Source organism: Pseudorhodoplanes sp. (assembly GCF_059499825.1).
This window is the reverse complement of record NZ_JCABZI010000009.1, coordinates 140,486-159,882: the sequence shown is the minus strand read 5'-3', so window position 1 is coordinate 159,882 and position 19,397 is coordinate 140,486. Positions and strand designations below refer to the sequence as shown.

Here is a 19,397-nt window from a genome sequence, read left to right as displayed (position 1 = left end):
GACGAGTCGTCGCGCCTCAGATCGACCCCAGCTTCACCCGCGCCTCGAGCTTGGCTGCGCTTTCCTTGCGCTCGCTGTATCGGTCGGTCAGGTAATCGGCGGCATCGCGCGTCAGCAATGTGAACTTCATCAGTTCTTCCATCACATCCACCACGCGGTCGTAAAAGGCGGACGGCTTCATCCGGCCCGCCTCGTCGAATTGCTCATAGGCTCTTGCGACCGACGACTGGTTGGGGATCGTGATCATCCGCATCCAGCGGCCGAGCACACGCAGTTGATTGACGGCGTTGAAAGATTGCGACCCACCGCTCACCTGCATCACGGCCAGCGTCTTGCCTTGCGTCGGACGCACCGATCCGATCGACAGTGGAATCCAGTCGATCTGCGCCTTCATGATGCCGGTCATCGCGCCGTGACGCTCCGGGCTGGTCCATACCTGACCTTCTGACCAGGCTGACAATTCGCGCAACTCCTGCACCTTCGGATGGTCGGACGGCGCATCGTCGGGCAGCGGCAGGCCGGACGGATTGAAGATGCGCACCTCCGCTCCAAACGCTTCGAGTAGTTGCGCCGCCTCCATCGTCAGGAACCGGCTGTAGGAACGCTCACGCAGCGAGCCGTAGAGCATCAGGATGCGCGGCTTGTGGTGTGAGACCGCGGGCCGCAATGCGGCAGGATCGGGCAAAGCAAGGGATTCAGGCGAGATGTTCCGCAGGTCGGACAGATCAGGCTTCATAGCGACTCCGGACCTGTGATCACGTCGCCGTCTTCTTTCACAAACTGCCCGATCGTCGAATTCGGCAGGATCCCCAGCACCGTCTCCGACGGCCGGCACAAGCGCACGCCCTTCGGCGTCTCCACGATCGGCCGGTTGATCAGGATCGGATGCTTTATCATGAAGTCGATGAGTTCATCGTCGGTCCATTTCGGATCGGCGAGCCCGAGCTCCGCATGCGGCGTGCCCTTTTCGCGCAGCAACTGGCGCGGTCGCATTTCCATCTTGCCCAGCAAGTCGACGAGGCGCTCGCGGCTTGGCGGGTGTTTGAGGTACTCAATCACGACAGGCTCCACGCCGCTCTGCCGGATCATCGCAAGCGTGTTGCGCGACGTGCCGCAGGCTGGATTGTGGTAGATGGTGACGGTCATGGCTTGGACTGGACGGTTGTTGTCACCGGTGGCGTTGCGGGATTGCCGGCTTCATACCATCCGCGCGTCGCCTTTACGATCTTGACCACCGATAGCATCACCGGGACTTCGACCAGAACGCCGACCACTGTGGCCAGCGCCGCGCCGGAATTCAGGCCGAACAGGCTGATCGCCGCCGCTACTGCCAGCTCGAAGAAATTGCTGGCGCCGATCAGCGCTGCCGGCGCGGCGACACACCATGCAACGCCAAAGCGTCGACTGAGCCAATAGGCCAGCCCGGCGTTGAAGTAGACTTGAATCAGGATCGGTATCGCCAGCAACACAATCACGATCGGCTGCGCCAGAATCTGTTCGCCCTGGAAACCGAATAGCAGGACAAGGGTGGTCAGCAGCGCGCAAAGCGATACCGGCTGCAGGATCGCCAGCGTGCGATCCAGGGCCGCGGGTCCGGATGCCAGAATCATCCGGCGCCAAAGCTGGGCGACGATCACCGGCACGACGATATACAAGACCACGGATAGGAGCAGCGTGTCCCAAGGCACGACGATTGACGCGACGCCGAGCAGAAGTCCAACCAGCGGCGCGAACAGGAACACCATGATGATGTCGTTCAGCGCCACCTGGCTGAGCGTGAAATGCGGCTCACCGTCACAGAGGTTCGACCATACGAACACCATCGCGGTGCAGGGTGCGGCCGCGAGCAGGATCAATCCCGCGATGTAGGATTGAGTCTGGTCTGACGGCAGCATCGGCGCAAACAGATAGCCGATAAAAAAGGTACCCAACAGCGCCATCGAGAACGGTTTGACGGCCCAGTTGATGAACAGCGTGACGCCGACGCCGCGCCAATGTTCACGCACCTGCCCGAGTGCCCCGAAGTCGATCTTCAGCAGCATCGGAATAATCATCAGCCAGATAAGAACGGCGACCAGCAGATTGACCTTGGCGATCTCGGCTTGCGCAATCAGTGCGAACAACCCCGGCAACAGATGTCCGAGCGCAATGCCCGCGACGATGCACAGGGCCACCCAGACCGACAGATAACGTTCGAATACGCTCATGACGCGTTCACGCGACGTTCGATTGCGACGTCGAGCCGTCGAGCCGGCCGATCTCGCGCAGCTTGGTACCGAGCGCGAGCTTGTCGATCGAACTGAGCGGCAGGTTGGCGAAAGCGACGATGCGGTTCTTCAGATAACGCTGGGCTTTCACGAACGCGGCCTCTTTCTCGAGGTCGGTGCCGTCAACAGCGGCGGGATCCTCGATGCCCCAATGCGCCGTCATCGGCTGCCCCGGCCATACCGGGCAGGCTTCGCCGGCGGCGTTGTCGCAAACTGTGAACACGAAATCCATCACCGGTGCATCCGGGCTCGCGAATTCAAGCCAGCTTTTCGAGCGCAGGCCGTCGGTCGGATACTCAGCGCGCTCCAGCACCCGGATCGCGTATGGATTGACCTGTCCCTTGGGTTGGCTCCCGGCCGAGAAGGAGCGAAAGCGTCCGCGGCCTTCCTTGCGCAGGATGGACTCGGCCATCACCGAACGCGCGGTGTTGCCGGTGCACAGAAACAGGACGTTAAACACGCGATCGGACTTTGACGTTTCCATCGGGCTTTTCCTTTTTCGGGGAGCAGCAAGGCTTGATCGATTCGATAAGCGACGCGCACAGTCCCGGCTCGCCGCCGCAGCAATCCTGCAGCAGGAACAGCGTCATCGATTGCAGCGTCGCGAGGTTGGCGCGATAGACGATTGAGCGGCCGTGCCGCTCGGACGAGATCAGGGCGGCGCGCGTCAGGATCGCCAGATGCGACGACATGGTGTTGTGTGGCACCGCAAGGTGCTGCGCGATGTCGCCGGCCGGCAGGCCCGTCGGTTCATGCCTGACCAGCAGGCGGAATACGTCGAGCCGCGTCGGTTGCGCGAGCGCGGCAAGGGCGAGGATCGCGCTGGTTGAATCCATATGTCGATAATTCTCGACATATGGACGAATGTCAAGCCGGCCCCGCTCAGGTTCCGGTATAATGCGGCCTTCGACGCGCCATCCACGCGTCGAGCGCTTCCCGATTGTCTCTGGTCGGCACCATGCGCGCGAATTGCTCGCCTTCGATTGCAAGTCCCTCAGCGATCGAGGCGTTGAGCCCGCGTGTCACGGCCGTGATGATCCGCGATGCTGCGAGCGGGGAATGCCGCACGATGCGGTCCGCCAGTTCCAGAGCTGCCGGTATCAGCTGCTCATGCGCCACGACGCGATTGACGAGCCCGATCTCGTAGGCGCGTTGCGGCGTGAAGGTGTCGCCGGTGAGGAGCAATTCCAGCGCGCGCTTCCGGCCTGCGAGGCGAGGCAGGCGCTGCGTTCCTCCAAACGTCGGCGGAATTCCGATGTTGATCTCCGGCTTGGCGAAAACAGCGCGCTCGCTGGCGACCGCAAGATGAGCAGCTTCGGTGATCTCGCAGCCGCCCCCGAATGCAATCCCGTTGACGGCAGCGATGACGGGTTTCGGAAATGATTCAAGCCGCGCCGTCATGGCCTGACCACGCCTGACAAATGCTTTCAGAGCCGCGTCCGGACCCTGCCTGATGCTTTCTGAGAACTCGGGAATGTCTCCGCCGGCGGAAAACGCACGATCGCCGGCCCCGGTGAGGATCACCGCGTGAATGCGGGCGTCGTCCTCGATCCGGTCGAGGATGTGCATCAGGCGGTCAATCAACGCATAACTCAGGGCGTTCAGCTTTTCGGGACGATTGAACGTCAGCAGCGTTATTGCGCCATGCGTCTCGGTTAGAATCAGCTCAGTCATCTTTCAATCCTGTTGCAGCCGCCTTCGTGCTGATCGAGGCTACGGCGCTCCGCGCCTTAAGTCCGCTGCTCGCTTCGGACATTGAGGTCCGGTCAGAGTCTGAAGCCGTGGTTCCGCATGAATCGTTGCGCAATTCTCCGCTCCAGCTCGTCGGTCAATTTCATCTCAGAGCATCGTTGTTCGCGCTTGGCCCGCTTTGCGGCCCTGCGTTCGTCGGCATAACGCGCGCCCGTTCGGATGACGCCGCGCATCAGGGACAGGCATCGGGCCACCCCGAAGGGCGACAGGTTCGCAAAGCCTTCCGGCAGAATCCTGCGCATGGCGCGGCCTTTCGGATATGAGGTTTTCTCAGACAGGGGCTCTATTTCCTTCCGTCCAGTTTCAATTACAAAGGATATGATCTCGCTCGATAGATGAGAAAAGCTCATGCATGCGATCCCACCGCTGACCGCGCTTCGGGCGTTCGAAGCCGCGGCGCGGCATATGAGCCTGACCAAGGCAGCAGCGGAGCTCAACGTCACGCCCGGCGCCGTGAGCCATCAGTTACGCGGCCTCGAGGCCATGTTGGGCGTCAGTCTGTTCGAGCGCGGTGTGAGAAAGATTGCGCTGACCCCCGCCGGCAAGATGCTCTATCCGGGACTTCAGCGCGGCTTCTCACAGATTCTCGAGGCGGTTGCGGATCTCAGGCAATCGGGCAATCAGCAAGTGCTTGTCGTGAGCGCGTCGCCCGGCCTCACATCCAAGTGGCTGGTGCCAAGGCTCTATCGCTTCGCCAGTGCCGGTCCCGATATCGACGTGCGCATCTCGTCCTCGCTTCAGAATGCAAATTTCACCACTGACGGCGTCAATGTCGCTGTGCGCAATCTGCCGACCGGCGCCAGGTCCGATGCATCTCTCGTCGTCGAGAAGCTGGTCGAGATAACGCTCGTGCCGGTCTGCAGTCCGCGTCTGCTGGAAGGCGGTTCGCTACCGACACCGCATGCGCTCTCAAAGATGCCGCTCATTCACGATGACACGCTCGCACAGCGCGCCACCGTACCGACCTGGGCGGACTGGTTCGCAGCCGCGAAGGTCGAAAACATCGATCTTCGTCGCGGCCTTCGCTTCGATAGCCCGGATCACGCGCTCAACGCGGCCACCGAGGGTGCCGGAATATTGCTGGCCGCCGACCTGCTCGCACACGATGACCTGCGCAGCGGACGGCTGGTGATCCCGGTGCCGCTGGCCCTGCCCTCGGGCCGGGGATACTACCTGGTCTATCCAAAGCGCGAGCGGCGCCGCCCCAGCGTCCAGGCGTTCCGCGACTGGATCAAGGACGAGGCGGCGCAGCTCGATTGGAGTGTCCTGCCCCAGCCGGCCTGAGGGCCGAGAGGGAGCCGATCCGCTGGCTTGCGGATCGGTCTGCATGCACTATTGTGCATACAGAACATGGCGTGGTGCTCCCTTGTCCGAGACTCATGAAAAACGTCGCGAAAAGGCCGCTCCCGACGCGAGCGATCAGACTTCTACGAGCATGGCATTTGCGGAGGCCGTTGGGCGTCTGGTCCGCCGCGGCCGGGCCCGCCGGGGGATCACCCGCCGCCAATTGGCCACCGATTCCGGCATCTCGGAACGCTATCTGGCGCAGATCGAAGGCGGCTATGGCAACCCCTCGCTGACGGTTCTGAAGGCCGTCGCCGATGCGCTGGAAAGTCCGATCACCGCATTGCTGCCGCTCGACGACCGGCACGAACGGCTTAACCGCATCGTCGATCTCGTGAACCGGCTCGCGCCGTCGGAATGGCCGGCGCTCGAAGATCTGATCGAAAGCCGCATCGTGCAAAGCGCGAAGTCCGAGCGCGCGCACAGGATCGCACTTGTCGGCCTCCGGGGTGCCGGCAAGTCGACTCTCGGCAAGATATTGGCCGAGCGGCTCGGCTATCCGTTTGTCGAACTCAATCGCGTCGTGGAGCAGGAATACGGCGCCAACATCTCGATGCTGATCGAGATGTCCGGTGTGTCGACCTTCCGTCGTTACGAACGCGCGTCGCTCGAGAAAGTGATCGGCAACCACGACAAGGTCGTGATCGCGACCGCGGGCGGCATCGTGTCGTCGCCGGAAACCTATGCGCTGCTGCTGCGCCGTGCGCACACGGTGTGGATCAAGGCGCAACCGCAGGAGCATATGAGCCGCGTGATGGCGCAGGGCGATCTCCGTCCGATGTCGGAGAACAGAGAGGCGATGGCCGATCTCGTCGCCATTCTGGAAGCGCGGTCGCAGGATTATGCGCAGGCCGAGGCGCAACTCGACACCTCCGGCCTCACGGTCGAACAGAGCACGGATCGGTTGCTTCGCCTGGTGCAGGAGTGGACGAGATGAGCGCGCTTGCGGACCAGGGGATGCTCGATTTAGGCCCGGAAATGCTGGAATATCGCATGATCGGGCCACGTCCCGACGTCGCGCCGACCCTGGTGCTGCTGCACGAAGGACTGGGCTGCGTCGGCATGTGGGGCGACTTCCCGGACAAGCTTGCGGCGGCAACCGGTTGCGGTGTGTTTGTCTATTCGCGCGCGGGATACGGCAAGTCGAGCCCGGTCACGCTGCCGCGGCCGATCTCATATATGCATCACGAGGCGCAGGACAGTTTACCGCGGCTGCTCGACGCGATCGGGTTTCAGCGCGGCATCCTGATCGGTCACAGCGACGGAGCATCGATCGCGTCGATCTATGCCGGCGGCCATCAGGATCATCGGGTGCGCGGGCTTGTGCTGATGGCGCCGCATTTCATCTGCGAGGACGTGACAGCGAAGTCGATTGCGGAGGCGCGCGACGCCTACGACAACGGCGACCTGCGTGCGCGGCTTGCGAAATATCATCCGAATGTCGACAACGCGTTTCGCGGCTGGGCCGATGTCTGGCTCGATAACGATTTCCGGCAATGGGATATTTCGGAACATCTCGCTTACATCCGCATCCCGGTTCTGATCGTGCAGGGCGAGGACGATCAATACGGCACGGTTCGCCAGATCGAGATCGCGCAGGAGGAATGCTATTGCCCGGTCGACGTCGCACTGCTGCCGGGGGTCAAGCACAATCCGGCCCGCGAGGCACCGGAGGTAACCCTGCGCACCACGTCGGATTTCGTGAGCCGCATCCTGCAACAGCATGAGCAGACGGCCCCGGTGGCGTAGGCGGCCGACGCGTCCGATTCCGCGGTCACAATCCAATCTAAAGGGCAGGGACATCCCGCGCGCCCGGCTTAGAACGATGCCAAGTTTCCGCTGGACTCGCGATCAACATGCACTATAGTGCATGTCAACAAACCAAGCGCAAAACGGGATTTCAGGGATGGCAGAACACGCCCGCAAGCTTGCTAACGGCTTGACTCGTATCGGTTTTGAGACCGAGCCCGCCCGCTACAGGCACTGGAAATTGTCGATCGATGGCGACGTCGCCACCCTTGCCATGGACGTCGACGAGAATGGCGGCCTGTTCGAGGGCTATCAGCTCAAGTTGAATTCCTACGATCTCGGCGTCGATATCGAACTCGCCGACGCGCTGCAGCGGCTGCGCTTCGAGCATCCGGCGGTGAAGGTGATTCTGCTCCGCTCTGGCAAGCCGCGCGTGTTCTGCGCCGGCGCCAACATCCGCATGCTGGCGGGTTCGACCCACGCGGATAAGGTCAATTTCTGCAAATTCACCAACGAGACCCGCAACGGCATCGAAGATTCCAGTGAAAATTCGAAGCAGAAGACCATCTGCGTGGTGACGGGGTCGTGCGCCGGCGGCGGCTATGAACTGGCGCTGGCGGCGGATCACATCATGCTGGTGGATGACGGCTCGTCGGCTGTGTCGCTGCCGGAATTGCCGCTGCTTGCGGTGTTGCCGGGTACCGGCGGACTGACCCGCGTCACCGACAAGCGCAAAGTGCGCCGCGATCATGCGGATGTTTTTTGCACGACGGAAGAAGGGGTTAAGGGCAAGCGCGCGGTCGACTGGCGTCTGGTGGATGAGGTCGTGGCCGCGCCGAAGCTCGACGAGATCGTCGCCACCCGAGCAAAGGAATTTGCGGCCAGGTCTGACAGACCGTCTGACGCGGTCGGCATTGTTCTGGCCCCACTGAAGAAAAAGTGGAGTGGCGACACCTGCGACTATCAATCCGTGAGCGTGGCCATCGACCGCCCGGCGCGCACCGCCACGATCACGCTGCGCGGACCCGATCTGCCGCCGCCGGCAAGCCTCGTAGAAATGCAGAAGCTCGGCGCCGAGTTCTGGCCACTCAGGCTTGCTCGCGAGCTGGACGACGCAATCCTCGATCTGCGCACCAATGAAGGCGACATCGCCGTGATCGTTTTCAAGTCGGAAGGTGATCCGGCGCAGGTTCTCGCCTATGACGCCTTCCTCGCCGACAACCAGTCGAACTGGCTGGCGCGCGAAATCCGCCTGTACTGGAAGCGCGTGCTGAAGCGCGTCGACCTGACCTCGCGATCGCTGGTCGCGATCATCGAGCCTGGCTCCTGCTTTGCCGGCACGCTGGCGGAAATTCCGTTCGCCTGCGACCGCTCCTACATGCTGATCGGTCAGCTCAATGGTGGCAACCGCCCGCCCGCCGCGATCGCGCTGAGCGAAGCCAATTTCGGCCCCTATCCGATGCCGAACGGCATCAGCCGTCTGGAGAGCCGTTTCCTCGACGACCAGGCCTCGCTCGACAAGGCCAAGGCCGCGATCGGCACGATGCTGAACGCGGAAGAGGCCGAGAAGCTTGGTCTCGTCACCTTCGCGTACGACGATATCGACTGGGAGGACGAGATCCGCATCTTCCTGGAAGAGCGCGCGAGCTTCTCGCCCGACGGTCTCACCGGACTCGAAGCCAATCTCCGCTTCGGCGGTCCCGAGACGATGGAATCGAAAATCTTCGCGCGCCTGACCGCGTGGCAGAACTGGATCTTCCAGCGGCCGAACGCAGTTGGCGAGGAAGGCGCGTTGCGCCGTTACGGCAGCGGCCAGAAGCCGGTGTTCGATACGCGGCGCGTGTAGCAAAAATCAGAGGAGCGTCCCATGAACTTCATGAATGTCGACTACTCGACCCGCATCCCCAACAATGTCGGGCTCACCGAGGACGCGCGCGTCCTGAAAGCGCTCGAAACCTGGCATCCCGGCTATCTGAGCTGGTGGCAGGACATGGGACCGGAAGGCTTTCAGCAATCGCTGGTCTATCTGCGCACCGCGGTCTCGGTCGATCCCAAGGGCTGGGCCAAATTCGACTATGTGAAGATGCCTGACTATCGCTGGGGCGTGCTGCTTGCTCCCGCCGAAGAGGGTCGCAAGGTCAATTTCGGTCAGCACAAGGGTGAGCCGGCCTGGCAGGAAGTGCCGGGCGAGCATCGTGCGCTGCTGCGCCGCCTGATCGTGATCCAGGGTGACACCGAGCCGGCGTCGGTCGAACAGCAGCGCCATCTCGGCAAGACCGCGCCGTCGCTCTACGACATGCGCAACCTGTTCCAGGTCAATGTCGAGGAAGGCCGCCATCTCTGGGCGATGGTTTATCTGCTGCACAAGTATTTCGGCCGCGACGGCCGCGAAGAGGCCGATGATCTCCTGCGCCGCCGTTCCGGCTCGGCCGAGGCGCCGCGGATGCTCGGCGCCTTCAACGAGGCGACGCCGGACTGGTTGTCCTTCTTCATGTTCACATTCTTCACCGACCGCGACGGCAAGATGCAGCTCGAAAGCCTTGCCCAATCGGGCTTCGATCCGCTGTCGCGCACCTGCCGCTTCATGCTGACCGAGGAAGCGCATCACATGTTCGTCGGCGAGACCGGCATTTCCCGCACCGTGCAGCGCACCTGCGAGGCGATGAAGGAAGCCGGCATTGAAGACCCGAACGAGATCGAGAAGGTGCGCAAGCTCGGCGTCATCGATCTGCCGACGATCCAGAAGAAGCTGAACCTGCATTACTCGCTGTCGCTCGATCTGTTCGGCTCCGAAGTCTCGACCAACGCCGCCAATGCCTACAACAACGGCATCAAGGGCCGCTATCAGGAGACCCGGATCCAGGACGATCATCGTCTCACCAATGATACCTATCCGGTGCTGAAGATGGTCGATGGCCAGATCAAGCGGGTCGACGAGCCGGCGCTGACCGCGCTCAACATGCGGCTGCGCGACGACTACACCGCCGACTGCGCCAAGGGTGTCGAGCGCTGGAACAAGGTGATCGAGAAGACCGGCGTGAATTTCCGACTCGAACTGCCGCATGTCGCCTTCCACCGCCATGTCGGCGAGTTCAAGGACGTGCATGCCACGCCGACCGGCGTCATCCTCAGCGATGGCGAATGGGCAAAGCAGCGCGACAATTATCTGCCGTCGAAGGCCGATGGCGATTTCATCGAAGCGCTGATGAAGCCGGTAGTCGAGCCCGGCAAGTTCGCCGGCTGGATTTCACCGCCCAAGGTCGGCATCGACAACAAGCCGGGCGACTTCGAATATGTGAGGATCGCGGCGTAGCCTTCTTTCTTATCCCTCCCCCGCATGCGGGGGAGGGTGGCGAGACGCGAAGCGGCGAGCCGGGTGGGGGCTTCGTGCGCATAAGAAAATGCCCCCCACCCCGATCTCCTGCGCATCGCTTCGCTCGCTTAGTCGATCGACCCTCCCCCGTAAACGGGGGAGGGAGAGGAAGCGCTGTGCATTGCCGAGAGCAGACACATGGACGCAACCACAACCACATCCCCGCAAAAGCAGCATCTCATCGATCCCGAGATCTGCATCCGCTGCAATACCTGCGAAGAAACCTGCCCGGTCGATGCGATCACGCATGACGACAACAATTACGTCGTCGATGCGGAGAAGTGCAATTTCTGTCTCGACTGCATTTCGCCGTGCCCGACCGGATCGATCGACAATTGGCGGATCGTGGCGAATGCCTATTCGATCGAGGATCAGTTCGGCTGGGAGGAACTGCCGCCGCAGGAGGAGATTGCGGTCAGTGAGACTGGCGGTGAGGGGGACGACGACGAGGCTGCGAGACTGATTGCCGAGGCGCATGCCGGCAGCGGCGGCAAGAGTGTCGCGCCGCAATCGGCCAGCAAGCCCACCATCAATCTCTACAACCGCAGCCGGCCGGCGACGGCGACCGTGACGGGTAATTTCCGCCTGACCGCAGCCGATGCGGACAACGACGTGCGTCATATCATTCTGGATTTCGGCGACACCACGTTTCCGGTGCTGGAGGGCCAGAGCATCGGCATCGTTCCGCCGGGCGTGGATGACAGCGGCAAGCCGCATGTGATCCGGCTCTATTCGGTGGCCAGTTCGCGCGATGGCGAACGGCCGAAGCACAACAACCTTGCGCTCACCGTGAAGCGCGAGCCGCAGGGGCTGTGCTCCAATTATCTGTGCGACCTGAAGAAGGGCGACCGGGTGCAGGTGACCGGGCCGTTCGGCGCCACCTTCCTGATGCCGGACGATCCGTCCGCCAACATCATCATGATCTGCACCGGCACCGGTTCGGCGCCGTTCCGCGGCTTCACCGAGCGCCGGCGACGCACCATGCGCGATGCGCCCGGCCGCATGATGATCTTTTTCGGCGCGCGGCGGCCGGAGGAATTGCCGTATTTCGGACCGCTGCAGAAAGTGCCGGACGGGCTGCTGCGTAAGTTCTTTGCGTATTCACGCGTCGCGGGAGAACCGAAGACCTATGTGCAGGATCGCATGCGGGCCACGCCCGACGAGGTGTCGGTGTTCCTGAAGCACGACAAGACGCACATTTATATCTGCGGCCTGAAAGGCATGGAGACCGGCGTCGATGAGGCGCTGGCGGATATCTGCCGCGGCTCCGGCATGGACTGGGCCGAACTGCGCCAGGCCATGCGCGCGCAGGGCCGCTACCACGTCGAGACCTATTAGCGACGCCGCTTCTTCGCGCTATGCTGGCCGTCCCTGCTTGTGACAAGAAGGACGGAATGATGCGCCTGCAGTCGCTCACACCAATGCTGCAGAGCGCTGATCTGCAGCGTAGCATCGACTGGTATGAATCGGTGCTTGGCTTTCGCTGCACGGGCCGGCAGGACGGCTGGTGCCGTCTGGAACGCGACGGTGTCGCTTTGATGTTCATACAGAACGCGCACCTTGGCGATCCGCATGCCAGCGCCACCCAATACATTCACGTCGACGATCTGTCCGCGCTCTGGAGCGGTATCAAGGACCGCGTGACCGCGGAATGGGGGCCGGAAGAAATGCCCTACGGATCGGTGGAGTTCGCCATCCGCGATCCTGATGGGTATTTGCTGAGCTTCGGAGAGCCGTTGGATCGACGGGCCACCACATAAAAAAATGGCCGGGGCAGGCCCGGCCATTTGAACATTATTTTGACAACGCTCGCTTACTCCGCCGCCTGCCGTGCTGGCGTGGAATGCGCAGTGATCAGGTAATCCATCGCCACCTGCACGCCGCCCTTCTTGTGCGGCACGCCGGCAAGTGACAGTGCCATTTCGGTCGCTGCCAGCGCGCCGATGATGGTGGCGTCGTTGGTGTCGCCGAGATGGCCGATGCGGAAATACTTGCCCGCGTAAGGACCGAAGCTCGCGCCATAGGAGATATTGAAGTGCTCCAGCGCAAGCGTGCGGAAGGCGTCGGCGTTATGCCCCTCGGGCAGCAGGATCGCCGTGACCGTCGACGAATAATGCTTCGGGTCCTTGCAGAGGATTTCGAGGCCCCAATGCGTGACGGCCCGGCGCACGGCTTCGCCCAGACGATCGTGGCGCGCGAACACGTTGTCGAGGCCTTCCTCGTGCAGCATCGCGATGCCTTCGACGAGACCGCTCAGCATCAGCGTTGCCGGCGTGTAGGGGAAGAAGCCGACCTTGTTCATGTTGATCATGTCTTCCCAGTCGAAGAACGACTTGGGCAGCTTCGAGGTCTTGTAGGCTTCGAGCGCCTTCGGGCTCAGTGCGTTGAACGACATGCCAGGCGGCATCATCAGGCCCTTCTGCGCACCGCCGACCGCGACGTCGACGCCCCATTCGTCATGCCGGTAATCGGTCGAAGCGAGAGAGGAGATGGTGTCGACCATCAAGAGTGCCGGATGGCCGGCGGCGTCGATCGCCTTGCGGACCGCCGGGATCGAGGTCGAGCAGCCGGTCGAGGTCTCGTTGTGAACGACGCAGACCGCCTTGATCTCCTTGTTGGTATCCTTGCGCAGATGCGCCTCGATCTCGGCCGGGTCGGCGCCGGTGCGCCAGTCGGTCTTGATGAATTCAGCCTTGAGGCCGAACTTCTCCGCCATCTTCTTCCACAGCGTGGCGAACTGGCCGGTCTCGATCATCAGCACCTTGTCGCCGGGCGACAGCGTGTTGACCAGCGCGCCCTCCCAGGCGCCGGTGCCGGTCGCGGTGTAGATGATGACCGGGTTGGCGGTCTTGAAAATGGTCTTGATGCCCTCCAGCGCGGTCTTCGCCATCTTGGCGAATTCCGGACCGCGATGGTCGATCACCGGCCGGTCGATGGCGCGCAACACGCGGTCCGGCACCGGGGTCGGCCCGGGGATCTGCAGGAAATGGCGCCCGGCGGCGCGCGAGGAATTCTGGGCCATCGTCGAAAAGCTCCGGTGATCAAGGCTTGCCCATAGGGCAAAACGGCCGCATGCCGCGGCCCGAACTTGCCGGGATGAACACCGAATGCCAAGGTCCGGTCAAGCCCAAAGGCGGCATGGCCGGATAGCAAAATGGCCCGATAGCAGAGCCGTATCGACGGCGCCCTGGCCATGGGCGGATGGGCGACGAGCGGGAGGGAGTCACGTTTGGCTGACACTTTGCGGCCGGGTCTGGAACGGCGCCTGAGAGTCGAGGTCGCGGGCGATGTCGGGTTCGATCGCTTCACCCGTGGGCGTTATGCCACCGACGCGTCCCATTATCAGATCATGCCGCTCGGCATGGTGGCGCCTCGTACGGTCGACGAGGCGGCACGGGCGATTGCGATTGCGCGCGAGGAGGGCGTCTCGGTCCTGCCGCGCGGCGGCGGCACCTCACAATGCGGGCAGACGGTGAATGCGTCGCTGGTGATCGACTGCTCGAAATATCTCAACCGCATTGTATCGCTCGATGTCGAGAACCGCCGCTGCGTAGTCGAGCCGGGCATCGTGCTGGACGATCTCAACCGCGCGCTGAAACCGCATGGCCTGTGGTTTCCGGTCGATATCTCGACGGCATCGCGCGCCACCATCGGCGGGATGACCGGCAATAACTCCTGTGGCGCGCGGTCGATGCGCTACGGCAATACGCGCGAGAACGTGATTTCGGTCAACGCGATTCTCGCCGATGGACGGGCGCAGGTTTTCGGCCCGGCTTCGCCGAGCCTGGCGGAGTTTCCGCCGTCGTCGCCAATGCACGCGCTCGCCTCCGATCTGCTGGCGCTGGGCGCGCGTGAAGCCGGAGAGATCGAAGCGCGCTTCCCGAAAGTACAGCGCCGGGTCGGCGGCTATAATCTCGATGCATTTCTGCCGGGTCGCAACGATCTCAATCTCGCGCATATCCTGATCGGCTCGGAAGGCACGCTCGGCTTCACCACGCAGGTCGAATTGAAGCTGGCGCCGCTGCTCGGCCGCCGCGCGGTGGGAGCGTGCCATTTCGGCCGCTTCTATGACGCGATGGACGCCGCCCAGCATATCGTGCGGCTGAAGCCGATCGGGGTCGAGCTGATCGACCGCACCATGATCGAGCTGGCGCGGCAGATCGCGATGTTCCGGCCGACGCTGGAGCAGTTCGTGCGCGGCGATCCGGATGCGATCCTGCTGGTCGAATTCGGCGAGGACGATCAGGCCGAGAATCTGCGGCGCCTGAAGCAGCTCGGCGAGCTGATGGGCGATCTTGGTTACGCGTGGAGCAACACCGGCGCGAAGCAGGGCGGCGTGGTCGAGATTCTCGATCCGGCGTTGCAGGCTGCGATCACCGAGGTGCGCACGTCGGGCCTCAACATCATGATGTCGATGAAGGAGGAGGGGAAGCCCGTCTCTTTCGTGGAGGATTGCGCCGTGCCGCTCGAGCACCTCGCCGAATACACCGCAAAGCTCACCGCGGTATTCGAGAAACACGGTACCCGCGGCACCTGGTACGCGCATGCGGGCGCCGGCTGTCTGCATGTGCGGCCGGTGCTCAATCTGCGGCTCGACAAGGATGTGAAGGCGATGCGTGCGATCGCCGAAGACGCCTTCGCGATGGTGCGCGAGTACAAGGGCTCGCATTCCGGCGAGCACGGCGACGGCATCGTGCGCTCCGAGTTTCACGAATTCATGTTCGGCTCGAAGCTGGTGCGCGCGTTCGAACAGGTGAAGGCGCGGTTCGATCCGGACGGGCTGTTCAATCCCGGCAAGATCGTGCACGCGCCGAAATTCGATGACCGCAGCAATTTCCGGTTCAAGCCCAGCTATCGCGGCGAAGATATTGCGACAAAGCTTGACTGGTCGGCGTGGCCCGGCGCGGGCGGCGGTTTCCAGGGCGCGGTCGAGATGTGCAACAACAATGGCGCCTGCCGCAAGATCGACGGCGGCGTGATGTGCCCGAGCTATCGCGTCACCCGCGACGAGCGCGATGTGACGCGGGGGCGCGCCAATTCGCTGCGGCTTGCGGTCACCGGCCAGCTCGGTCCCGATGCGCTCACGTCGGACGAGATGGCGGAGACCATGAAGCTCTGTGTCTCCTGCAAGGCGTGCCGGCGCGAATGCCCGACCGGCGTCGACATGGCGCGCATGAAGATCGAGGTGCAGGCCGCGCGCGCCGCGCGCTTCGGGTTTTCGCTGCGGGACCGCCTGATCGGCTGGCTGCCGCGCTATGCGCCCTACGCCGCGAAAGTGCCGTGGCTGATGAATCTCCGCAATGTGCTGCCCGGTGCGGCGTGGCTGTCGGAACAGGTCGCCGGTTTGTCGGCGCGGCGGAGCTTGCCAGGGTGGCGTCGTGATGTGTTTGATGATGTCGTGGCGAATGCAATCGTCGCTCCCCATGCTCGGTCGAACTCCCTCCCCCTTTCAGGAGGAGGAGAGGGTCGAGCAAGTGGCGACGATGTACGCCAGGTCATCCTCTTCGCCGATACCTTCAACCGTTACTTCGAGCGCGAGAATCTCGATGCCGCGATCGCCGTGCTGACGGCGGCCGGCTACGCCGTGCAGGTTGCGCAACCCGCCGACGCCAGCAAGCGCCCGCTCTGCTGCGGCCGCACGTTCCTCTCCGTCGGTGCGGTCGATCAGGCGCGGGAGGAAGCCGAACGTACGCTTGCGGCACTTGCGCCTTTCATCGACAAGGGCATTCCGGTGATCGGCCTCGAGCCGAGTTGCATCCTGTCGTTCCGCGATGAGGTACCGGCGCTGGTGAAGTCGGGGACCGCACAGAAGCTTGCGTCGCTTGCGCTCACATTCGAGGAATTCCTCGCGCGCGAGCACAAGGCCGGCCGGCTGGATCTCAAGTTGAAATCGCTGCCGCAGCGCGCACTGCTGCACGGTCATTGCCATCAGAAGGCATTCGAGGCGTTCGGTCCGGTACAGACTGTCCTCAAGCTTGTGCCCGATCTCGCGGTGGAAACGATCGAGTCGAGCTGTTGCGGCATGGCTGGCGCGTTCGGCTATGCGGCCGACACCATTGATGTATCGCTGGCGATGGGCGAGCTCTCGCTGCTGCCGGCGGTGCGCAAGGCTGCGGACGACGCGATTATCGTTGCCAACGGCACCTCATGCCGGCACCAGATCCACGACGGCACCGGACGCGACGGGGTGCATGTGGCGCGCGTCCTCGCCGGGTGTCTGGCTTAGGGCGCTCGGTCGATGTTCGACAACTTGATAAACCTGATGGTTTTTCTGTCGATCGGCTTCCCCGCCGTGCCCTGGCTGTTTCGCTTTCGATCGGGACGGCGCGGAATCTGGATCGGCACCGCACTCGTTATTGTCACTCTGATTTGCTTTCCGTTCCTGTTTTTCAGTGCGTGCGTTGCGGTAAATTGCGGGCAGGGCGCCATCGCAATTTTCATGCTGGGGCCGATCTGGATCGCTTCGGCGGTGTTCACGGTGGCGTCCGCTGCGATTGCGTCCTACAGCCTGCGGCAAGGCGGGCGGCGCGACTGAGGAGCCATCGGGCTTGCTTGGTCGTTGCCTGCGCCGTTCCTACTTGCGCCACATCGCCTCTGCCAAAGCGGCCGCCAGCGCGCCCTGTGCCGCCGGGCGCTCGGGGGTGCGCTGTGCGCCACCCTGCGGACGGCTATTGCTGAACTTGGCTTTGCCGTCACCCGCATGGGCCGTGCTGGTGCGCGGCGCCGCCGCCGCTCCATCCTTGCGCATGGTGAGGCCGATGCGCTTGCGCTTCACGTCGACCTCGACGACGCGCACCTTCACCACATCGCCGGCTTTCACCACCTCATGCGGATCCTTCACGAAGCGGTCGGCCAGCTGCGAGACGTGAACCAGCCCGTCCTGATGGACCCCGATATCGACGAAGGCGCCGAAAGCGGCGACGTTGGTCACCGTGCCTTCCAGCAGCATGCCGGGTTTCAGGTCGGTGATTTCCTCCACTCCGTCGGTGAAGGTCGCGGTCTTGAAACTGGGGCGCGGATCGCGGCCCGGCTTTTCCAGTTCCGTCAGAATGTCGCGCACCGTCGGCAGGCCGAAACGCTCGTCGACGAACACGCCCGGGTCGAGCGCCTTCAGCGCGGCACTGTCACCCATCAGCGACCGCACATCGCGGCCACAGGCCGCAACGATTTTCTTGGCGACGCCATAGGCTTCCGGGTGGACCGAGGACGCATCGAGCGGCTCGTCGCCGTTCGGGATGCGCAGGAAGCCGGCGCAGAGTTCAAAGGTGCGCGGTCCAAGCCGCGCCACTTCAAGCAGCTGCTTGCGGTTCCTGAAGGCGCCGACCTTGTCGCGATGCGCGACAATCATCTCGGCGAGCGACGCGCCCAGGCCCGACACCCGCGCCAGCAACGGCGCCGACGCGGTGTTGAGATCGACACCGACCGCGTTCACCGCGTCTTCCACCACCGCGTCAAGCGAACGCGCCAGCCGGTATTGGTCGACGTCGTGCTGATACTGGCCGACGCCGATCGACTTCGGCTCGATCTTGACCAATTCCGCCAGCGGATCTTGCAGGCGCCGCGCGATCGATACCGCGCCGCGCAGTGACACGTCGAGGCCCGGAAATTCGGCCGCTGCGGTCGCCGAGGCGGAGTACACCGACGCACCGGCTTCGCTCACCACCACCTTGATCGGCTTCGGCGGCGGCATGTCGGCCAGGAGATCGGCGACCAGCTTGTCGGTCTCGCGGCTCGCGGTGCCATTGCCGATGGCGATCAGTTCGACCTTGTGGCGCACGATCAGCCGCCCGATTTCGGCCTGCGCGCCGCGAATGTCGTTCTTCGGCTGAAACGGATAGACCGTGGCGGTTTCCAGCAGCTTGCCGGTGTTGTCGACCACTGCGACTTTCACGCCGGTGCGGATGCCGGGATCGAGTCCGATCGTGGCGCGCGAACCGGCCGGCGCCGCCAGCAACAGATCCTTGAGATTGCGCGCGAAGACCGCAATGGCCTCTTCTTCGGCGCGCTCGCGCAACTCGGTCATCAGGTCGATCGACAGCGTGAGCGAGAGCTTCACCCGCCAGGTCCAGCGCGCGACATCCATCAGCCATTTGTCGGCGGCCCCGGCATCCGGGCGGATCGCGTAGGCGTCGGCAATCATCTGCTCGACCGGCTTCACCGGCGCGGTGCTGTCGGCATCGATCTCGATATCGATGGTCAGGATCTCCTCGTTGCGCCCGCGCAGCATGGCCAAAGCGCGATGGCTTGGCGTCGTCGCCCAGCGCTCGGTGTGATCGAAATAGTCGGAGAATTTCGCGCCGGCCTCCTGCTTGCCGTCAATGACCCTGGCATGCACGGCGGCCTTTTCCTTGAGATAGCTGCGCAGGCGGCCGACCAGATCCGCGTTTTCCGAGAAGGTCTCGACCAGAATGTCGCGCGCGCCATCGAGCGCCGTCTTGGTGTCGGGCACGTCTTCGGTGATGAACTGCGCGGCGAGTTCGAGCGGCACCACCACACGATCGGACAGAATGGTTTCGGCTAGCGGGCCGAGGCCGCGTTCGCGCGCAATTTCGGCGCGGGTGCGACGCTTCGGCTTGTAGGGCAGGTACAGGTCTTCGAGTTCGGCCTTGGTCGTCACCGCGCCGATCTTCGCCTCGAGATCGTCGGTGAGCTTGCCCTGCGAGCGAATCGATTCGAGCACGGTGTCCCGCCGCGATTCAAGATCGCGCAGATAGGCAAGGCGCTCCTCAAGCTGGCGCAGCTGTGTGTCGTCGAGTCCGCCGGTGACCTCCTTGCGGTAACGCGCGATGAATGGGACGGTCGCGCCTTCGTCGAGAAGTCCGATCGCAGCGGTAACCTGCGGCGGCTTTGCAGCAATCTCGTCGGCAATCGTGCGCGCAATACGCGAAAGGTCAGCAGCCATCAGCACCCTC

Annotated in this window: 18 protein-coding genes; 9 read left to right on the top strand and 9 right to left on the bottom strand. The window is 63.3% G+C overall.

Going from position 1 to position 19,397, the window contains the following annotated elements:
* Window positions 1-16 precede the first annotated feature (16 nt).
* From arsH to AC5I5I_RS12160, 7 genes are all read right to left on the bottom strand, one after another.
* The gene (arsH, locus tag AC5I5I_RS12190) at window positions 17-736 is read right to left on the bottom strand and encodes an arsenical resistance protein ArsH (RefSeq protein ID WP_495973309.1); all 720 of its coding nucleotides are present in this window, start codon (window positions 734-736) and stop codon (window positions 17-19) included.
* A complete protein-coding gene (gene arsC, locus AC5I5I_RS12185) occupies window positions 733-1,146 on the bottom strand; it encodes an arsenate reductase (glutaredoxin) (RefSeq protein WP_495973307.1) in 414 nt (137 codons plus the stop codon). The genes arsH and arsC overlap by 4 nt, the downstream gene beginning before the upstream one ends.
* Window positions 1,143-2,207: an ACR3 family arsenite efflux transporter gene (gene arsB, locus AC5I5I_RS12180; RefSeq protein ID WP_495973305.1), complete on the bottom strand. Its 1,065-nt coding sequence runs from the start codon at window positions 2,205-2,207 to the stop codon at window positions 1,143-1,145. Before arsB ends, arsC begins: the two co-directional genes overlap by 4 nt.
* 7 nt (window positions 2,208-2,214) lie before the next feature.
* Window positions 2,215-2,751, bottom strand: coding sequence for an arsenate reductase ArsC (locus tag AC5I5I_RS12175; RefSeq protein WP_495973303.1), 537 nt, complete (start codon window positions 2,749-2,751; stop codon window positions 2,215-2,217).
* Window positions 2,720-3,103: an ArsR/SmtB family transcription factor gene (locus AC5I5I_RS12170; protein ID WP_495973301.1), complete on the bottom strand. Its 384-nt coding sequence runs from the start codon at window positions 3,101-3,103 to the stop codon at window positions 2,720-2,722. The genes AC5I5I_RS12175 and AC5I5I_RS12170 overlap by 32 nt, the downstream gene beginning before the upstream one ends.
* A gap of 46 nt (window positions 3,104-3,149) precedes the next feature.
* Window positions 3,150-3,941: a crotonase/enoyl-CoA hydratase family protein gene (locus AC5I5I_RS12165; RefSeq protein ID WP_495973299.1), complete on the bottom strand. Its 792-nt coding sequence runs from the start codon at window positions 3,939-3,941 to the stop codon at window positions 3,150-3,152.
* A gap of 92 nt (window positions 3,942-4,033) precedes the next feature.
* Window positions 4,034-4,369 carry a hypothetical protein gene (locus AC5I5I_RS12160; protein WP_495973297.1) on the bottom strand — a complete coding sequence of 112 codons (336 nt, stop codon included), beginning with the start codon at window positions 4,367-4,369 and terminating at the stop codon, window positions 4,034-4,036.
* Here AC5I5I_RS12160 and gcvA point away from each other — a divergent pair.
* From gcvA to AC5I5I_RS12125, 7 genes are all read left to right on the top strand, one after another.
* Window positions 4,368-5,303: a transcriptional regulator GcvA gene (gene gcvA / locus AC5I5I_RS12155; RefSeq protein ID WP_495973295.1), complete on the top strand. Its 936-nt coding sequence runs from the start codon at window positions 4,368-4,370 to the stop codon at window positions 5,301-5,303. The genes AC5I5I_RS12160 and gcvA overlap by 2 nt on opposite strands.
* 43 nt (window positions 5,304-5,346) lie before the next feature.
* On the top strand, window positions 5,347-6,300 hold the full coding sequence (locus AC5I5I_RS12150; RefSeq protein WP_495973293.1) for a helix-turn-helix transcriptional regulator: 954 nt from the start codon (window positions 5,347-5,349) through the stop codon (window positions 6,298-6,300).
* Entirely contained in the window at window positions 6,297-7,112 is an 816-nt protein-coding gene (locus AC5I5I_RS12145) for an alpha/beta fold hydrolase (protein WP_495973291.1), read from the top strand. The genes AC5I5I_RS12150 and AC5I5I_RS12145 overlap by 4 nt, the downstream gene beginning before the upstream one ends.
* Window positions 7,113-7,269: 157 nt before the next feature.
* Window positions 7,270-8,958, top strand: a complete 1,689-nt coding sequence (boxC, locus tag AC5I5I_RS12140; protein WP_495973289.1) for a 2,3-epoxybenzoyl-CoA dihydrolase — start codon at window positions 7,270-7,272, stop codon at window positions 8,956-8,958.
* A gap of 21 nt (window positions 8,959-8,979) precedes the next feature.
* On the top strand, window positions 8,980-10,425 hold the full coding sequence (gene boxB / locus AC5I5I_RS12135) for a benzoyl-CoA 2,3-epoxidase subunit BoxB (protein ID WP_495973287.1): 1,446 nt from the start codon (window positions 8,980-8,982) through the stop codon (window positions 10,423-10,425).
* A 198-nt stretch (window positions 10,426-10,623) separates the two neighbouring features.
* Window positions 10,624-11,823, top strand: coding sequence for a benzoyl-CoA 2,3-epoxidase subunit BoxA (gene boxA / locus AC5I5I_RS12130; RefSeq protein ID WP_495973285.1), 1,200 nt, complete (start codon window positions 10,624-10,626; stop codon window positions 11,821-11,823).
* 56 nt (window positions 11,824-11,879) lie between these two features.
* Window positions 11,880-12,245 carry a bleomycin resistance protein gene (locus AC5I5I_RS12125; protein WP_495973283.1) on the top strand — a complete coding sequence of 122 codons (366 nt, stop codon included), beginning with the start codon at window positions 11,880-11,882 and terminating at the stop codon, window positions 12,243-12,245.
* A 53-nt stretch (window positions 12,246-12,298) separates the two neighbouring features.
* Here the strand turns inward: AC5I5I_RS12125 and AC5I5I_RS12120 are convergent, their stop codons facing one another.
* Window positions 12,299-13,507 (bottom strand): pyridoxal-phosphate-dependent aminotransferase family protein, encoded by a 1,209-nt coding sequence (locus AC5I5I_RS12120; RefSeq protein ID WP_495973281.1) that lies wholly within the window; start codon window positions 13,505-13,507, stop codon window positions 12,299-12,301.
* A 171-nt stretch (window positions 13,508-13,678) separates the two neighbouring features.
* Here AC5I5I_RS12120 and AC5I5I_RS12115 point away from each other — a divergent pair, with 171 nt between their 5' ends.
* Window positions 13,679-16,711: an FAD-binding and (Fe-S)-binding domain-containing protein gene (locus AC5I5I_RS12115; protein WP_495973279.1), complete on the top strand. Its 3,033-nt coding sequence runs from the start codon at window positions 13,679-13,681 to the stop codon at window positions 16,709-16,711.
* A 12-nt stretch (window positions 16,712-16,723) separates the two neighbouring features.
* Window positions 16,724-17,020, top strand: a complete 297-nt coding sequence (locus tag AC5I5I_RS12110) for a hypothetical protein (RefSeq protein ID WP_495973277.1) — start codon at window positions 16,724-16,726, stop codon at window positions 17,018-17,020.
* Between the two features lie 39 nt (window positions 17,021-17,059).
* Here the strand turns inward: AC5I5I_RS12110 and AC5I5I_RS12105 are convergent, their stop codons facing one another.
* Window positions 17,060-19,387, bottom strand: a complete 2,328-nt coding sequence (locus AC5I5I_RS12105) for a Tex family protein (RefSeq protein WP_495973275.1) — start codon at window positions 19,385-19,387, stop codon at window positions 17,060-17,062.
* Window positions 19,388-19,397: the final 10 nt, after the last annotated feature.

Excerpts from the sequence above, each read along its gene's own strand:
- AC5I5I_RS12115 (WP_495973279.1), top strand. The coding sequence starts at position 13,679 with ATGGGCGGATGGGCGACGAGCGGGAGGGAGTCACGTTTGGCTGACACT.
- boxA (WP_495973285.1), top strand. The coding sequence starts at position 10,624 with ATGGACGCAACCACAACCACATCCCCGCAAAAGCAGCATCTCATCGAT.
- AC5I5I_RS12150 (WP_495973293.1), top strand. The coding sequence starts at position 5,347 with ATGCACTATTGTGCATACAGAACATGGCGTGGTGCTCCCTTGTCCGAG.
- arsC (WP_495973307.1), bottom strand. The coding sequence starts at position 1,146 with ATGACCGTCACCATCTACCACAATCCAGCCTGCGGCACGTCGCGCAAC.
- arsH (WP_495973309.1), bottom strand. The coding sequence starts at position 736 with ATGAAGCCTGATCTGTCCGACCTGCGGAACATCTCGCCTGAATCCCTT.
- AC5I5I_RS12160 (WP_495973297.1), bottom strand. The coding sequence starts at position 4,369 with ATGAGCTTTTCTCATCTATCGAGCGAGATCATATCCTTTGTAATTGAA.
- AC5I5I_RS12145 (WP_495973291.1), top strand. The coding sequence starts at position 6,297 with ATGAGCGCGCTTGCGGACCAGGGGATGCTCGATTTAGGCCCGGAAATG.
- AC5I5I_RS12120 (WP_495973281.1), bottom strand. The coding sequence starts at position 13,507 with ATGGCCCAGAATTCCTCGCGCGCCGCCGGGCGCCATTTCCTGCAGATC.
- boxC (WP_495973289.1), top strand. The coding sequence starts at position 7,270 with ATGGCAGAACACGCCCGCAAGCTTGCTAACGGCTTGACTCGTATCGGT.
- AC5I5I_RS12165 (WP_495973299.1), bottom strand. The coding sequence starts at position 3,941 with ATGACTGAGCTGATTCTAACCGAGACGCATGGCGCAATAACGCTGCTG.
- arsB (WP_495973305.1), bottom strand. The coding sequence starts at position 2,207 with ATGAGCGTATTCGAACGTTATCTGTCGGTCTGGGTGGCCCTGTGCATC.
- AC5I5I_RS12105 (WP_495973275.1), bottom strand. The coding sequence starts at position 19,387 with ATGGCTGCTGACCTTTCGCGTATTGCGCGCACGATTGCCGACGAGATT.
- AC5I5I_RS12170 (WP_495973301.1), bottom strand. The coding sequence starts at position 3,103 with ATGGATTCAACCAGCGCGATCCTCGCCCTTGCCGCGCTCGCGCAACCG.
- AC5I5I_RS12175 (WP_495973303.1), bottom strand. The coding sequence starts at position 2,751 with ATGGAAACGTCAAAGTCCGATCGCGTGTTTAACGTCCTGTTTCTGTGC.
- gcvA (WP_495973295.1), top strand. The coding sequence starts at position 4,368 with ATGCATGCGATCCCACCGCTGACCGCGCTTCGGGCGTTCGAAGCCGCG.
- AC5I5I_RS12125 (WP_495973283.1), top strand. The coding sequence starts at position 11,880 with ATGATGCGCCTGCAGTCGCTCACACCAATGCTGCAGAGCGCTGATCTG.
- AC5I5I_RS12110 (WP_495973277.1), top strand. The coding sequence starts at position 16,724 with ATGTTCGACAACTTGATAAACCTGATGGTTTTTCTGTCGATCGGCTTC.
- boxB (WP_495973287.1), top strand. The coding sequence starts at position 8,980 with ATGAACTTCATGAATGTCGACTACTCGACCCGCATCCCCAACAATGTC.